Genomic DNA, 15,459 nt, shown 5'->3' with positions numbered 1-15,459 from the left:
ACCCCTACACAAAACAACTGTGGGACGGGGCTAGCTCCCACAGTCAGCTCGCTTGAGGTCTCAAGAACGCGCCAAGCTCAGCAAACGTTCACGCCAGGCCGCCTTGGCCGGCAGCGCCAAAAAGAACGGATTGAGCAGCGATTCCCGCGCCGGATAACTGAACGGCTCACCGCTCAACTCCAGCACTTCGCCACCGGCACCTTCCAGCACGCCTTGGGCGGCAGCGGTGTCCCACTGTGAGGTCGGAGCCAGGCGCGGGTAGCAATCGGCGCTGCCTTCGGCCAGCAGGCAAAACTTCAACGAGCTGCCGATATTCGCCAGCTCCAGTTTGCCCAGCCCTTCGCTCAGCCCCTCCAGCAATCGCTCCTGCTCAGGGCTGCTGTGTCGACGACTGGCCACCACCGTAAAGCACTCGCCCTCCGCCGGCGCTTGGCGCACTTGAATCTGCCGTGGGGCTTCATTGACATCCGAACGCCACGCCCCCAGGCCCGCGCCACCGAAGTAGCAACGGCCACTGGTGGGCATCGAGACCACGCCAAACACCACGCGGCCCTGTTCGATCAGCGCGATATTGACGGTGAACTCTTCGCTGCCGGCGATGAATTCCTTGGTGCCATCCAGCGGGTCCACCAGCCACCAGCGTTGCCAGCTGGCACGCACGCTTTGGTCGATATCGGCATCTTCCTCGGAGAGCACCGGGATGCTGGGGTCCAGGGCCGTCAGGCCGGCGAGGATCAGGTGGTGCGCCGCCAGGTCCGCCGCCGTCACCGGCGAGTCATCGGCCTTGGAGGTCACGGCCACATTCGCGCGCCAGTACGGCAGGATCGCTTCACCCGCCTGGCGGGCCAGTTCAATGACAGGGGCGATAAACGGGTGGCCCAGAAACAGTTCGCTCATGCGTTGAAGGCTCCACGCTGGGTCAACAGATCGCGCACCAGGTACAACGCGGCAAGGGCGCGACCTTCACTGAATTGCTCGTTCTGCGCCAGGCTCGACAGCTCGCGCAGGTTGACCTTGTCCACCCGCATCGGCTCGGGCTCATCGCCTTCCAGACGTTCTTCGTACAGATCGGTAGCCAGCACCACTTGGATTTTCTGACTCATATAGCCAGGCGACAGCGACAACTCGGTAATGTGCTCCAACTGCCGGGCACCGTAGCCTGCCTCTTCCTTGAGTTCCCGATCCGCGGCCGCCAGCACATCTTCACCGGGCTCGATCAAGCCTTTGGGCAGCGACACTTCATATTCATCCGTGCCGCCGCAGTACTCTTCCACCAGCAACGCATGGTCCTCATCGATCATCGCCACGATCATCACCGCGCCGTAACCGTTCCCCCGGCCCACCAGGCGCTCGTAGGTCCGTTCAACGCCATTGGCAAAGCGCAACTGCACTTCCTCCACGCGGAACAAACGGCTACTGGCGACTATTTCGCGGGCGAGGACGGTGGGTTTCTGGCGCATAAGCAGCTCCTTGGCGTGATCGGGTTACTATACCGTGGCTTTTCCGATTGTCTGTGTCGGATATCTTTACTTACATGAGAACGCCCCATGCCCTCTTTGCCCTGGCACGCCATCGACACCGTCCTGCTGGACATGGACGGCACCCTGCTGGACCTGCATTACGACAACCATTTCTGGATGGAACACCTGCCTCAGCGTTACGCCGAGCTGCATGGCGTCAGCCGCGCCATGGCCGAGATGGAATTGCAGCCCCTGTTCGAGCGTAACGCTGGACAGTTGCAATGGTATTGCCTGGACTTCTGGAGCGCAGAACTCAACCTCCCGGTGCGCGAACTCAAGCTGGAGACCGCGCACCTGATCGCCCTGCGCCCGGATGCCGACACGTTTTTGCAGGCCATCAAACAGGCCGGCAAGCGGGTGATCCTGATCACCAATGCTCACCGCGATTCGCTGTCGTTGAAGTTGGAACGCATCGAGCTGGCGCCCTATTTCGAACGGTTGATCAGTTCCCACGACTACGGTTTCGCCAAGGAAAACCCGCAATTCTGGGACGCTTTGCAAGCTGATATAGAGTTCGACCCGGCCCGCAGTCTGTTTATCGACGACACCCTGCCGATCCTGCGCAGCGCCGGGGCGTTTGGCGTAAGGCATTTGCTGGCGGTAAAAGAACCGGATAGCAAGAAGGGGCCGAAAGACACTGGCGAGTTTGCAGCGGTCGGTGACTACCGCGATCTTATTGTCGGTCTCTGAGGTGAGAGGGGCGATGAGCCCCCACCCACCTTTCTTCCGTGTATTACTCAGGAATACGCAGCGTCTGCCCTGGGTAGATTTTGTCCGGGTGCGACAACAGCGGCTTGTTGGCTTCGAAGATCTTGTTGTACTGGTTGGCGTTGCCATACACCGCCAGAGAAATCGCACTTAGAGTGTCGCCCTCTTTCACCACGACGAAACGTGCGGCAGCCACCACCGGGCCGGATACGGTGATCTGGTCGTCCACACTCGCAACACCTTTAATGTTGCCCAGCGCCAGCAGAATTTTCTCTTTCTCTTCCTGGCTGGCGACTTCACCGGTGACGATCACCTTGTCACCCTCCACCTTGGTCTGCACATTCGGATTCCCCAGACCCACTTTGGCCACGTGTTCCTTCAACTGCTCACTGGCATTGGCATTACCCGGCGTCAACAGGTCGATCAACTTCTCGCCGGCTTCCTTAACAAAGCTTAAAAGACTCATGGTGCGCTCTCCTTGGGATATGAATTCCAGATGCCCAAGACTAGACCAGTCCTGCACACTTGGGTTCCAGACCGACCAAAGACCCAAACGCGCTAGAATCCCCCCGCCATTGGAATAAGCCCTGGAGCGAAGATGGACATCAAACAGCTGAAATTCCTCATCGCCCTCGACGAGACCCGTCACTTCGGCCAGGCCGCAGCCCGTTGCCATATCACCCAACCCACGTTATCGATGCGCCTGCGCAGCCTGGAAGAAGAGCTGGACTTGCCGCTGGTCAACCGTGGCCAGCGCTTCGAAGGCTTTACCGCGCCAGGCGAACGGGTACTGGCGTGGGCGCGGACGGTGCTGGCGGCCTACGACGGTTTGCAGGCTGAAGCGGCAGCGTGTCGCGGCAACCTGGTGGGCACGTTGCGCCTGGGGGTGGTGCCGTTGTCGAGCTTCGATCCCTTGGCACTGATGCAGCAGTTGCATAAAGAGCATCCGAACCTGCGCTTCGAACTGTCGGCGCTCAGTTCCGAGCAGATCCTCGAACAACTGGCCAGCAATCGCCTGGACCTGGGCGTGTCGTACCTGGAGCGTCTCGACACGGAACGCTTCGACTCCCTGGCCCTGGGCGAAACCCGCATGGGGCTGCTATATGACCAACGTTTCTTCAGCTTCGGCGACACACCGTTGAGCTGGGAAGCGCTGATCGAACTGCCGCTGGGCATGCTCACCAGCGGCATGCACTTTCGCCAATCCATCGACCACAACTTCCACAGTCGCGGCTTGCACCCACAACCGCTGCTGCAGACCGATGCCGTTCATCAGTTATTGCAGGCGGTGCATGGCGGTTTGTGTTGCGCGGTCATGCCCCTGGAGGGCGGGCTGGATGCCCTCACCGAACACCTGCGCCTGCAACCGATCGAAAACGCCCACACCCTCGCGCGGCTGGGGCTGATCATGCGTCGCAGTGCACCGCGTTCGGCATTGGCCGAGGCGTGCTTTGCGCTGTATCAGAAATCGCAAATAGAGCCTTGATCGACGTCATCTATCGGCGCATCAGTACTGGCAATTAGACGCGACGCTTTGTCGCGCCTAGTCTAAACACTGATCAATCCGCCGGTGGTACGCCAAATGAACGCCCAGCGCCCAGCCTGCGCGGCGCCTGCTGCACAAACGCCCGCGTCGGCCGCCAGCCAGAGCTACCAGTATTGCACCCTCGAACACTCAGACGTCGCCAGCACCGCGCTGGCCGAAGAAGTGGCGTTGGCGATCGCCTATAACGACATCAGCCAAGCGGTGATGCTGGTGACGCCTACGGATCTGGAAGACTTTATCGTCGGCTTCAGCCTGGGCAGCGGCATCATCGCCGACATCAGCGATATCTACGACCTGAAGCTTAGCGGCTCGGGCTCTGCGCAATACGCCCAGGTACAGATTTCCAGCCGCGCGTTCTGGAACCTCAAGCAGCAGCGTCGTCAGTTAGCGGGCACCAGCGGCTGCGGCTTATGCGGCGTAGAAGCCGTTGAACAAGCCCTTCCGGATCTACAAGTGCTGGCCGGCGCGCCCCTGCCGCCCGCCGAGTGGCTCGACGGTCTGCGCCAGCGCATCAGCGCGTTCCAGCCCCTCGGCCAGCACAGCGGTGCGGTGCACGCGGCGGTGTTTATGAATAATCAGGGCGAATTGTTGCTGGGCCGCGAAGACATTGGCCGGCACAACGCTCTGGATAAGTTGATCGGTGCATTGGTCCGTCAACAAATTCCAACCGACGGCGGCGTGGCGATTGTCACCAGCCGTTGCAGCCTCGAATTGATCCAGAAAGTCCTGCGCGCGGGCATCCAGACCCTGGTCAGCCTGTCGTCGCCCACCGGCTTGGCCCTGCAATGGGCCCGTCGGCACAACCTCAATCTCATCCACCTGCCGCAGAAAAGTGCGCCGCGGGTCTACAGCCCTGCGATGGAGAACCAGCCGTGAGCAATCATCATCAAGCCGACCAAACTCCCACACCGCGCTATAAGCCCTACAAAGGCCCGGCAGGCGGCTGGGGCGCGCTGATCAGTGTGGCGCAGGCGTGGTTGACCAGCGATAACGCGCTGAAAAACCTGCGCATGATGCTCAAGACCAACCAGAACGGCGGCTTCGACTGCCCAGGCTGCGCTTGGGGCGACTCGCCGGAAAGCGGCATGGTCAAGTTCTGCGAAAACGGCGCCAAAGCCGTCAACTGGGAAGCCACCAAGCGCCGGGTGGATGCGGCGTTTTTCGCCAAGCACAGCGTGACGTCGCTGCTGGAGCAAAGTGACTATTGGCTGGAATACCAAGGCCGCCTGACCGAGCCGATGCGCTACGACGCCGCAACCGACCGTTACAAATCCATCAGTTGGGAAGCGGCCTTCGACCTGATCGGCCAGCACCTCAATGCCCTGCCCAGCCCGGACATGGCCGAGTTCTATACCTCCGGCCGCGCCAGCAATGAAGCCGCGTACCTATACCAATTGTTTGTACGCGCCTATGGCACCAACAACTTCCCGGACTGTTCGAACATGTGCCACGAAGCCAGCGGCGTGGCCCTGGCGCAAAGCGTGGGGGTCGGCAAAGGCACCGTGACCTTTGATGACTTCGAACACGCCGACGCGATTTTCGTGTGGGGCCAAAACCCTGGCACCAACCATCCGCGCATGCTCGAACCCCTGCGCGAGGCGGTCAAACGTGGCGCCCAGGTGGTGTGCATCAACCCGCTCAAGGAGCGCGGCCTGGAACGCTTCCAGCACCCGCAGCACCCGCTGGAGATGCTCACCAACGGCGACAAACCGACCAACACCGCGTACTTCCGCCCGGCGCTGGGCGGCGATATGGCGATCCTGCGCGGCATGGCCAAATTCCTGTTGCTGTGGGAACGCCAGGCGCAGGCCGAAGGCACCGAAACGGTGTTCGACCATGACTTCCTCAACGAACACACCGCCAATGTGCTGGAGTACCTGGGCCAGATCGACGATACCTCTTGGGAGGAGATCGTCGAGCAGTCAGGCCTGAGTCTGGTTGAAATCGAGCAAGCGGCGCGTATGTACGCCAAAGGCAAGAACGTGATCATGTGCTGGGCAATGGGTATCACCCAGCACCGCCACTCGGTGCCGACCATCCAGGAAATCGCCAACCTGATGCTGCTGCGCGGCAATATCGGCCGCCCGGGCGCCGGCCTGTGCCCGGTACGCGGCCACAGCAACGTGCAGGGCGACCGCACCATGGGTATTAACGAGCGCCCGCCGGTTGCGTTTCTTGATTCGTTGGAGCGCCGCTTCCAGTTTCAGGTGCCGCGCACCAATGGCCACAACGTAGTCGAAGCGATCCACGCCATGCTCGAAGGACGCTCCAAAGTATTTATCGGCCTGGGCGGCAACTTCGCCCAAGCCACGCCGGACAGCACGCGCACCTTCCAAGCGCTGCGCAACTGCGACCTGACCGTGCAGATCAGCACCAAGCTCAACCGCAGCCATCTGATGCACGGCAAAGACGCCCTGATCCTGCCGTGCCTGGGCCGTACCGACATCGATATCCAGGCCGAAGGCCCGCAGGCGGTGACGGTGGAGGACTCGTTCAGCATGGTGCATGGCTCCAATGGCCAACTGCAGCCACTGTCGAGCCTGATGAAGTCCGAGCCAGCGATTCTGGCCGGCATTGCCGCCGCGACGCTGGGCAGCCAGCCGGTGGACTGGAACTGGCTGGTGGCCGACTACGGGCGCATCCGCGATCTAATTGCCGACACCATTCCAGGCTTTAAGGATTTCAACGAAAAAATCAAAAACCCGGGCGGCTTCTACCTGGGCAATGCGGCCGGTGCGCGCAAATGGAACACGCCGTCGACACGCGCCAACTTCCGCCCGAACGTGCTGCCCAAGGATCTGATCCACGAGCGCACCCACGCCACTGGCCGGGTGCCGGACCTGATCATGCAGTCGATGCGCTCCCACGATCAGTACAACACCACGATCTATGGCCTGGACGACCGCTACCGTGGGGTCAAAGGTCAGCGTGACGTGCTGTTCGTCAACGAAGCCGACATCATCCGTCTGGGCTTCAAGCCAGGGCAGAAGGCTGACATCGTGTCGCTGTGGGAAGACGGCCGTGAGCGCCGTGTGAAGGGCTTCACCTTGCTGGCATTTGATATTCCAGCCGGGCAAGCAGCCGCTTATTACCCGGAAGTGAACCCACTGGTGCCGCTCGAAAGCACAGGCGATGGCAGCCATACGCCAACGTCGAAATTTGTAGCGATTCGTCTGGAAGCGGCGAGCGAGAGCGGCTTGATCATGTCGCGCTCGGCCTGATCGATCATTTCGGACACAAAAAAGGCCGCTTTTGCATAAAAGCGGCCGTTCCGAAGTAGCTAATGACTCGTAAAAAACACTTAAGTTCCCTATTCAAAACAGTAACTTAGAGAATTGTGTACAACTCGTGTTACTGGTCGGATTTCTATTGTCACAATGTCAATACAGCCTCAGGATCGCGCCGTCATCCCCTTGAGGTTTCCCGAATGAAGTTCTCCTCGATTCTCTTGTTGTCCCTTGGCCTGGTCAGTGGCGCAGCCATGGCCGGTGGCACCACCGAAGCCGGTGTGGGCGGCGCATTGGGCGGGGTTCTAGGTTCTGTGGTCGGCCAGCAGTTGGGCGGCAACACCGGTTCGACGATCGGCGCAGCCCTGGGCGGCGCGGGCGGTAGCGCGGTCGGCGCCGACAAGCGTAGCCGTGGCGAAGCAGCCATCGGCGGCGCATTGGGCGCAGCGGGCGGCAACGTGGTAGGCCGCAGTGTCGGCGGCAGCACCGGCGCGCTGATCGGCTCAGCAGCAGGCGGTGGCGCCGGCGGTGCCTTGGGCAATTACATGGGCAATAAGAGCGATGACGATGACCGTCATTATCGTGGCCGCGACGACCGTCGCTACTACCGTGACGATCACCCAGGCCGTGGCCATGCTTACGGGCATCGCAAGAACAAGCACCACTACCGCCACCGTTGATTCCTTAAAAACACAGCAAAACCCCATGTGGCAGGAGGCTTGCCCTCCTCCCACATGGGTTGCTGCGGTCACACCACCAATCTCTGCAATGCCTCGCGCAACATTCCCGGAATCGTCACCGGCTGGTTCGTCCCCCGATCCACAAACACATGCACAAAACGCCCCGCCGCACAGGCATCCTCCTCGTCTGCTTTAAACACCGCCAACTCATACTGCACTGAGCTATTGCCCAGCTTGCCTACGCGCAGGCCGATCTCAATGCGCTCAGGGTAAGCGATCGACGCAAAGTAATCGCACGACGAACTGACCACAAACCCAACCACTTCGCCGTCATGTATATCCAGCCCGCCCTGGTCGATCAGGTAGGTATTCACCGCCGTGTCGAAGAAGCTGTAATAGGTGACGTTGTTAACATGGCCATACACATCATTGTCGTGCCAGCGCGTAATGATCGGCTGGAAGTGACGGTAATCAGCACGTTGCGGCATTGAGTCAGGCATCGGCACCTCTCTTCGAATGGGCGTTACAGTTCGTTCAAATGGGCCTGGGCCCAGGCGCGAACCTCGGCATAGGGATAGTCTTCCAACGCGGCAAAACCGGGAATAGTTCGTGCCTTCAACTTGGTGAACAACGGCACGCTGATACCGCCCAGGAAGCGCGTCAGGCGCTCGGCGCCGGGCAGGTGACCGGTGTGCTCATGATGCCTGTGGATAAAATCACCGCACAGCCCCATAAAGTTTTTATCCACAAGCGCCGGCAAGCTCGGCGGCGGCGGCAGGTGCGCCACCTGGCCATGGCAGACCGAACAATGCCCGCAACGTTGAGGCGCGTTTTCATCGCCGAAATAGCGTGCCAGTCGCTGCCCCAAGCAGTGCTCGGTGGCGAACAGCTCCAGCATGGCGTGAATCCGCGCCACCTGCGCAAGCTCGTGCTGCTTGAAGCCTGTGTATAACTCCTGGCTCAGCGCCTGTGGATCAAATTCGGTATTCAGCAGGCTGTAGACTTCGGTCATCTGCTTGCTTTCCAGCTCGATCAGACCCTGCTCCTGAAAATAATCCAGGGCCTTCACCACACGGCTGCGCACGGCATTGTGCTGCTGGTGGAGCGCGTCGAAATCTACCGTCGCCCAGGTTTTTGCCCGCTTGCACACCTGGATGATCGCCGCTACAAACTGCTGCCGTTCACCGGAAAACCGCGCCAACAATGCCTCGGGCTCGACCAGGTACTTAAAGCGGTATTCGGCGTAGAACGCATAGCGCGGCGCGATTACGCCCCTGAGTTCCAGTTGCACCAGCAGCGTCTTGAGTGGCAGTTCGCGGATATTGCTGTGATCCGCCAATGACCTGAGTAGGAACTCCCACTGCCCTTCGCCGCGCGCTGCCTGCAACTGCTCCAGCACCCGCAGGATGCCTTCCTGTTCGGGCGTATCGCCGTATACAAAGTTTTCCAGCACATTGAGGCTGTCGCGGTTGGCCAGCACCAAGCAGTCGGATGGCCGGCCATCGCGACCGGCGCGGCCGATTTCCTGGCTGTAGTTTTCAATGGATTTGGGCAGGTCGAAGTGCACCACATTGCGGATGTCACTTTTGTCGATCCCCATACCAAACGCGATGGTGGCCACGATGCAATTGGAACGCCCTTCCATGAAGCGCTGCTGAATGCCCTCGCGCTTATCGTGGGGCAGACCGGCGTGATAAGCCTCGGCCTGGATGCCATGACGGTTCAGGTGCTCGGCAATCTGCTCGGCGGTTTTCTGCAGGGTGACGTAGACGATACTCGGCTGGCCGGCCCGCTCGTTCATCCATTGGATCAACCTGCGACGCTTGTCTGCACCGCTCACCGGCTCGACTAACAGGTTAAGGTTGGGCCGGTAGAAGCCGGTGGTGACCACATCGTTCGCAGCGATGGCGAACTTCGTCTGCATGTCGGCAATCACCTCGGGCGTCGCCGTAGCCGTCAGCAACAGCGCCTGTGGGATATTGAACTGACGCTGGTAGTCCGGCAGCTTCAGATAGTCCGGACGAAAGTTGTGGCCCCATTCGGAAATACAGTGGGCTTCATCCACCACTAGCAGCGATATCCGCACGCTCTGCAGAAAGTTGCGAAAACGCTCGTTCTTCAAGCGCTCCACGGAAATCATCAGGATTTTCAACTCGCCGGAACGCGCTCGGGCCATCACGTCATTGGCGTCCTCGCGGCTTTGCGCCGAATCGATACTGCCCGCCGAAATACCGTGACGCTGCAGGAAGCCCAATTGATCCTGCATCAGCGCCAGCAGCGGCGATACCACCAACGTCAAATGTGGCAGCAACACCGCCGACAGCTGGTAACACAGAGACTTACCCGATCCGGTCGGGAAAATGGCGGCGGCCGAACGCCCGGCCAGCACAGCGCTGACGGTGTCTTCCTGGCCCGTACGAAACTGTGGATAACCAAAGACCTGCTGGAGGGTGTCGTGCATAGGCTGTCACTCCATTGACCGCTGAAGGTGGCTTTAAAACGTAGTTCAGCCGGTTCAGCGAATCGAGAAAGGTCGCATGGAAAAACGAGACAGGATGATACACAGGGTGCAGCCATGGCCTTGGGCCAAATTCGACAAGGGAGACTGTGGTTGTAGGAAAACCACAAACAACTGTGGGAGGGGTCACCCCTCCCACAGTAGTTCAGAACAGCGCTAAATGCTGAATCAGCGGTTCTGCACGCGCTCAATCGCCGTGTCATACACCGGGTTAGCCTTCTGTTCCTTGGCCAACTGGTAGTGACGCAACGCGTCAGAGAATTGCCCGGCCGCTTCGTAGATCCGGGCGATGTTGTAGTAAGCACCGGCACGTACAGTCGCGGCGTTCGCACCAGTGGCCAGGGCGATGGCCTTGCGGTTGGCCCAGATCGACTCGGCGGTGTTACCGGCCTTCTGATAGGCCAAGCCCAGGTTGCCGTAGGCTTTACCGAAGCTGTTATCCAGGTCGATGGCCTGACGGAACAACTCGATGGCCTGATCCAGGTTGCCGGCTTGGTAGGCCGCTTCACCTTGCACGTTCAGACGTTTCGCATCCGCTTGTGCGGAGGAGCTAACGGCTACCGCTGTTACCGCGACGCTGTCATCCAGCAGCGGTTTGACTTCGTCGAGCACGTCCTTGGCGTCCACCTTTACACCGCTGAAGGTGTTGATGTCCTGGAAGTCACCGCTGCCGGTCATGCGGAACACGGTCCACAGGTTGCCGCTGCGGTTCTTCGGCACATAGTAAGTGCGCACCAGGGACTGGCCCATGTACACAAACACCTTGGCTTCGCTGTTGGACAGCTGGCGCGAGCCCGGATTGGCAATGTTGGTGAAGTCATGCACGGCATATACATAACTTTCGCCGTAGTGTTTTTTCTGCAGGGTGATGGTTTCCGGGCCATAACTGTCGACGTCGTCCACGTCCAACTCGGCGTCGGTACCCTGCTTGTTTTCGAAGTAGATATTGTTGCCCGGGAAGATCATGTGGGAATCGAGATCTTCCGGCGTCTTGCCCCAGGTCAGCACGACACGCAGGCCGTCGAGATTCTCCATAACCGGGCTGATCGCATAGGTCATGCCCGCACAGGGACACTTGACCACCAGGTTGGAATAGCCAGGCTTTTTGATGATCAGCAGATTGCTCGCATCATCGGCGGCTTCGCTGGTCAGCGTCACTTGGCCTTGGGCGTTGGTGCGGCCCACCACGTTTTGTGCGCCATTGCGCTGCAGCAATACTTCGGCATCAGCGATTTTCTGGTCCTTGACCACCGCACTGAGCACTTCGATCGGCAATTGCTCAGCCTGGATCGAAAAAGCTACCGCACACAATGACATCGCCGAAGCAACACGAAGCAAACCCATGCTTAACTCCCTTTAATTAGAGGGCGGAATCGCCCTACAAGATTTTGCGGTGAAACATACGCTGAATTCAGCCCGATGGCGGAGTATTTATACAAAATGTGACGTGGTTTTTATCCCGCCTTCCCGCTGACGCATTGCGCTACAATCAAGCCTTGCCACCCAGGAGGACGCTGCGATGAGCGAACTGACCTTTGAGCAGAAACAGGATCACTACCACAAGATCCGCCGTTCCAATTACCTGGCCAGCCTGCGCCTGGAAGGGTTCGAGACCCAACCAGCCGACGTCGACAAACCCCTGCCGACCCGCGAAGCCGTGCTTGCCAAGTACCGCAACACTCCACGCTGATGCTCGACAAATACGGGGTAGGCCAGGACCCGTACTGCTACCCCGGTAGCAGCGTCCTGCGCAATCGCCTCGATTTGCACGATGAACATAAACTGCACCAAGCCGAGCGGGAATTATCCGAAATTGCCGTGAGCAACCTTCCGCTCTTCCCTCCCCCCTACGACCTCGAACGCCTGCAATACCTCCACCGCACGCTGTTCAGCGACATTTACGACTGGGCCGGCGAACTGCGCAGCGTCAACATCCAGAAAGGCGACACCCTGTTCTGCACCCCGGAACGCATCCAGCCGGAAGCGGCAAAGATCATTCGGCATATGGAAGAGGCAAACTGGTTCGTAGGAACAAGCCAAGCCGAACTGGTGACACAAATCGCCGAAGCTTATGGCGACCTCAACGTCATCCATCCTTTCCGCGAAGGCAACGGCCGGGCGCAGCGAATTTTGTTCGAACAGATCATCGTAAATGCGGGGTTTTCGGTGAATTGGTGGCTGGTGAAACAGGCAGCATGGATACCGGCGAATATTGATGCCGTGGCGTGTGACTATCGGGGCTTGGAGGCGATCTTTGAGCGGTGTATCAGTAGACCTGTAGATCAGTGATTGTGGCCAAGCCCGGCTTCCACATTTGACCAGTTCTATCCGGTGCGTCGCTGCCTAGCCACGAATGCCGGAAACAGTTGTAGGAAATCACCAAACGCCACGACATCCCCTTCCCAAACTGCTCCAAACGCCCGCTTACCCCTCTATAGAAGCTAGCCGTAACTGCATGAAAATAACGCGGTCTCTACTTTCTCGGCAGAACCCCGTGAACATCGAAAGGACTCAACACATCGGCCACTATGGCGTCACGTTCACAGTGATGCGCTTCACTGTTGTGCCTGAAAATCGGAATGCTTTGGGCAACCTATGCCTACTGGGAACAGGAAACACCGCAAACGAACTGAGGAGCCACATCAGGGATCTTTACGAAAGAATGCTTGCCCGCGACTTACCTTGCAAAATGAAGCTCGCGATTTCAAAGCCTCTGAATCGGCAACAGGCAGACGTGTTCAACACTCGAGCAGACATCATCTCAGGATTGATTGGAGGCGCTCTGGCTGCACCTATCAGCCTGGTATCTCGACCTATCGGAGGCATTGTTGGCGCGACAACCACCCTGACAGTGAAAGGCATCATTCGCAGCTATCACGCCGGCGACGTAGTTATAGGCCTGGACGCGCAGGTCAGCGGCGGAATCGGCCCTCAGCGTTCACTGTCGGCGATGGTCCGACAGTTCCAGGGGGGCTGATACGATGAGCGATTACACCCAGTGGACCAATCTGCTGCTCCTGCTCATACTGGCCGCACTCGTCGACAGAACAATAAAGCTACCAGCACTCAGAAAGTGGCTTGGACTCTGCCTTTTGGTAACTGGGCCAGCACTTCTTTTCTATGCCACCTCTTGGATCAGAGAGGCCCACTTAGAAAGCTTGCCAGTCGTGGCCTTTGTGATCGGTATCGGGTTATTGAGCACCCAAAATCTATATTGCAAGGCAAAAACCAGCCATCACTTAACCACAGCCCCCACCATGAACCTCGCCCCCAACTTCCCCGAAGACCCCGTTATGCAGCAACTCTTGCAATTGCTGCACGAAGAAATCGGTCTGCCTAAACACAAGACCATCCGCCTGCAAACCTCACTTAATTTCGACTTGGGCTGTGACGGCAGTGAAGCCAAACAGCTTATGGAAGCACTGGAGCAGGAGTTTGCCCTCGACCTGGGCGACTACGACACTTATCGCTACTTCAACCCGCCGGTCTTTGACGTGTTCCTCAAACGTCGCAGCAAAGGGCATGGCGACAAGGTCCCGCTAACCATTGGCATGCTCTACCTGGCCATCAAAACCCACAGTTGGGACACGCAAACACTGGAAAACCTGAGCTGAGCGCACAACACTGAGCTTTCCCACAAGGGTATCTTCGCCAGCCTGACGCCCATAAAAAAGCCGCCCACAAGGGGCGGCTTTTTCACAGTTTCCGAATCTTACAACTTCGGACCCGCAGCCTTGATCGCGTCGCTCACTTCAAACTTTTTGAAGTTCTCGATGAACAGACCAGCCAGGGCCTTCGCTGCTTCATCGTAAGCGGCTTTGTCAGCCCAGGTGTTACGTGGGTTCAACAGGCCGGTTTCAACGCCCGGTACGGCCAATGGCACGTCGAGGTTGATGGTGTCGAGATGTTCGGTTTCAGCACCGACCAACGCGCCGCTCTGGATCGCTGCGATCACGCCGCGGGTGGTCGGGATGTTGAAGCGCTTGCCGACGCCGTAGCCACCGCCGGTCCAGCCGGTATTGACCAGGTAGACCTTGGAGCCGAAACCGCGGATACGCTTGATCAACAGCTCTGCGTATTCGCCGGCCGGACGTGGGAAGAACGGCGCACCGAAGCAGGTGGAAAAGGTGGACTTGATGCCGCTGCCCGAACCCATTTCGGTGGAGCCCACCAGCGCGGTGTAGCCGGACAAGAAGTGATAGGCCGCTTGTTCTTCGCTGAGGATCGACACGGGCGGCAGTACGCCAGTCAGGTCGCAGGTCAGGAAGATCACCGCGTTAGGCTCGCCGCCCAAGTTCTTCTCGGAACGCTTGGCAACGTGCTCCAACGGGTAAGCAGCGCGGCTGTTCTGGGTCAGGCTCACGTTGGTGTAGTCGGCGTGCTTGGCATCGTCGATCACCACGTTTTCCAACACAGCACCGTGCTTGATAGCTTTCCAGATGACAGGCTCGTTCTTCTCGGACAGGTCGATGCACTTGGCATAGCAACCGCCTTCGATGTTGAACACTACGCCCTCGCCCCAGCCGTGTTCGTCGTCACCGATCAAGTAACGGCTTTCGTCGGCCGACAGGGTGGTTTTACCAGTGCCCGACAGGCCGAAGAACAGGGTCACGTCGCCTGCTTCGCCGATGTTGGCGGCGCAGTGCATCGGTAGTACATCGGCGGCCGGCAGCAGGAAGTTCTGCACCGAGAACATGGCTTTCTTCATTTCGCCGGCGTAACGCATACCCGCGATCAGCACTTTTTTCTGGGCGAAGTTGAGGATCACGCAACCGTCGGAGTTAGTGCCGTCGCGCTCCGGCACGCACTCGAAGTTGGCCACGTTGAGCACTTGCCATTCGTCGCGACCCGCCGGGTTGTATTTCGCCGGGTTGATGAACAGGCAACGACCGAACAGATTCTGCCAAGCAGTCTGGGTGGTCATCTTCACCGGCAGGTAGTGAGCTTCGGAAGCACCTACATGAACGTGGGAAACGAAATGCTCTTGCGCGTTGTTGAACGCCTCGACGCGAGCCCACAGAGCGTCGAATTTGTCGGCTGGGAACTTGCGGTTGATCGGGCCCCAGGCGATGGCGTCCTGAGTGGAAGGCTCTTCAACGATGAAACGATCGACTGGCGAACGGCCGGTGCGGTGCCCGGTTTCTACGACCAGCGCACCAGTATCGGCAAGCACGCCTTCACCGCGCTTCAGGGCTTCTTTAACCAGATCGTCAACACTCAGATCGGTGTATACGGCGTTGTTGGCTTGCGTCATGAGGTT

The 15,459-nt window shown here is 59.1% G+C and carries 16 protein-coding genes; 9 read left to right on the top strand and 7 right to left on the bottom strand.

All coding sequences use genetic code 11. The annotated features are described in order from the left end of the window. Nucleotides 1-60: 60 nt before the first annotated feature. Entirely contained in the window at nt 61-897 is an 837-nt protein-coding gene (gene cysQ / locus FIV35_RS00245; RefSeq protein WP_034136498.1) for a 3'(2'),5'-bisphosphate nucleotidase CysQ, read from the bottom strand. Further along, the gene (nudE, locus tag FIV35_RS00240) at nt 894-1,460 is read right to left on the bottom strand and encodes an ADP compounds hydrolase NudE (RefSeq protein WP_034095374.1); all 567 of its coding nucleotides are present in this window, start codon (nt 1,458-1,460) and stop codon (nt 894-896) included. The genes cysQ and nudE overlap by 4 nt, the downstream gene beginning before the upstream one ends. Nucleotides 1,461-1,547: 87 nt before the next feature. Between nudE and yrfG the strand changes: the two genes are divergently transcribed. Next, nucleotides 1,548-2,210 (top strand): GMP/IMP nucleotidase, encoded by a 663-nt coding sequence (gene yrfG / locus FIV35_RS00235; RefSeq protein ID WP_034095373.1) that lies wholly within the window; start codon nt 1,548-1,550, stop codon nt 2,208-2,210. 43 nt (nt 2,211-2,253) lie between these two features. Here the strand turns inward: yrfG and lysM are convergent, their stop codons facing one another. Continuing rightward, the gene (gene lysM / locus FIV35_RS00230; RefSeq protein ID WP_034136497.1) at nt 2,254-2,694 is read right to left on the bottom strand and encodes a peptidoglycan-binding protein LysM; all 441 of its coding nucleotides are present in this window, start codon (nt 2,692-2,694) and stop codon (nt 2,254-2,256) included. Nucleotides 2,695-2,826: 132 nt separating this feature from the next. On the opposite strand from lysM, the gene FIV35_RS00225 reads away from it, so the two are divergent. The 4 genes from FIV35_RS00225 (at nt 2,827) to FIV35_RS00210 (ending at nt 7,681) form a co-directional block, all read left to right on the top strand. Beyond that, nucleotides 2,827-3,714, top strand: coding sequence for a LysR family transcriptional regulator (locus tag FIV35_RS00225; protein WP_034136496.1), 888 nt, complete (start codon nt 2,827-2,829; stop codon nt 3,712-3,714). Nucleotides 3,715-3,810: 96 nt separating this feature from the next. Then, a complete protein-coding gene (gene fdhD, locus FIV35_RS00220; RefSeq protein WP_034136495.1) occupies nt 3,811-4,650 on the top strand; it encodes a formate dehydrogenase accessory sulfurtransferase FdhD in 840 nt (279 codons plus the stop codon). Beyond that, the gene (locus FIV35_RS00215) at nt 4,647-6,995 is read left to right on the top strand and encodes an FdhF/YdeP family oxidoreductase (protein WP_034136494.1); all 2,349 of its coding nucleotides are present in this window, start codon (nt 4,647-4,649) and stop codon (nt 6,993-6,995) included. Before fdhD ends, FIV35_RS00215 begins: the two co-directional genes overlap by 4 nt. Nucleotides 6,996-7,201: 206 nt before the next feature. Then, a complete protein-coding gene (locus FIV35_RS00210) occupies nt 7,202-7,681 on the top strand; it encodes a glycine zipper domain-containing protein (protein WP_034136493.1) in 480 nt (159 codons plus the stop codon). A 68-nt stretch (nt 7,682-7,749) separates the two neighbouring features. Here the strand turns inward: FIV35_RS00210 and FIV35_RS00205 are convergent, their stop codons facing one another. From FIV35_RS00205 to FIV35_RS00195, 3 genes are all read right to left on the bottom strand, one after another. Beyond that, the gene (locus FIV35_RS00205; RefSeq protein ID WP_034136492.1) at nt 7,750-8,181 is read right to left on the bottom strand and encodes an acyl-CoA thioesterase; all 432 of its coding nucleotides are present in this window, start codon (nt 8,179-8,181) and stop codon (nt 7,750-7,752) included. A gap of 23 nt (nt 8,182-8,204) precedes the next feature. Further along, the gene (locus FIV35_RS00200; RefSeq protein WP_034136491.1) at nt 8,205-10,142 is read right to left on the bottom strand and encodes a RecQ family ATP-dependent DNA helicase; all 1,938 of its coding nucleotides are present in this window, start codon (nt 10,140-10,142) and stop codon (nt 8,205-8,207) included. Nucleotides 10,143-10,367: 225 nt separating this feature from the next. Then, nucleotides 10,368-11,543, bottom strand: coding sequence for a tetratricopeptide repeat protein (locus FIV35_RS00195; RefSeq protein ID WP_034095365.1), 1,176 nt, complete (start codon nt 11,541-11,543; stop codon nt 10,368-10,370). A gap of 175 nt (nt 11,544-11,718) precedes the next feature. On the opposite strand from FIV35_RS00195, the gene FIV35_RS00190 reads away from it, so the two are divergent. The 4 genes from FIV35_RS00190 (at nt 11,719) to FIV35_RS00175 (ending at nt 13,813) form a co-directional block, all read left to right on the top strand. Beyond that, the gene (locus FIV35_RS00190; RefSeq protein ID WP_080761377.1) at nt 11,719-11,889 is read left to right on the top strand and encodes a YhfG family protein; all 171 of its coding nucleotides are present in this window, start codon (nt 11,719-11,721) and stop codon (nt 11,887-11,889) included. Then, nucleotides 11,889-12,488, top strand: a complete 600-nt coding sequence (locus FIV35_RS00185; RefSeq protein WP_034136490.1) for a putative adenosine monophosphate-protein transferase Fic — start codon at nt 11,889-11,891, stop codon at nt 12,486-12,488. Before FIV35_RS00190 ends, FIV35_RS00185 begins: the two co-directional genes overlap by 1 nt. A 205-nt stretch (nt 12,489-12,693) precedes the next feature. After that, the gene (locus FIV35_RS00180; protein ID WP_034136755.1) at nt 12,694-13,176 is read left to right on the top strand and encodes a hypothetical protein; all 483 of its coding nucleotides are present in this window, start codon (nt 12,694-12,696) and stop codon (nt 13,174-13,176) included. 280 nt (nt 13,177-13,456) lie between these two features. Further along, nucleotides 13,457-13,813 carry a DUF1493 family protein gene (locus FIV35_RS00175; protein ID WP_034095363.1) on the top strand — a complete coding sequence of 119 codons (357 nt, stop codon included), beginning with the start codon at nt 13,457-13,459 and terminating at the stop codon, nt 13,811-13,813. 98 nt (nt 13,814-13,911) lie between these two features. Here the strand turns inward: FIV35_RS00175 and FIV35_RS00170 are convergent, their stop codons facing one another. Beyond that, nucleotides 13,912-15,453: a phosphoenolpyruvate carboxykinase gene (locus FIV35_RS00170; RefSeq protein ID WP_034095362.1), complete on the bottom strand. Its 1,542-nt coding sequence runs from the start codon at nt 15,451-15,453 to the stop codon at nt 13,912-13,914. Between the last annotated feature and the right edge of the window lie 6 nt (nt 15,454-15,459).

Origin of the sequence: Pseudomonas rhodesiae, assembly GCF_007858255.1 — a bacterium.
Classification (GTDB): Bacteria; Pseudomonadota; Gammaproteobacteria; order Pseudomonadales; family Pseudomonadaceae; genus Aquipseudomonas; species Aquipseudomonas rhodesiae.
The sequence above is the reverse complement of the archived record's forward strand: the minus strand, read 5'-3'. Positions and strand labels throughout refer to the sequence as shown.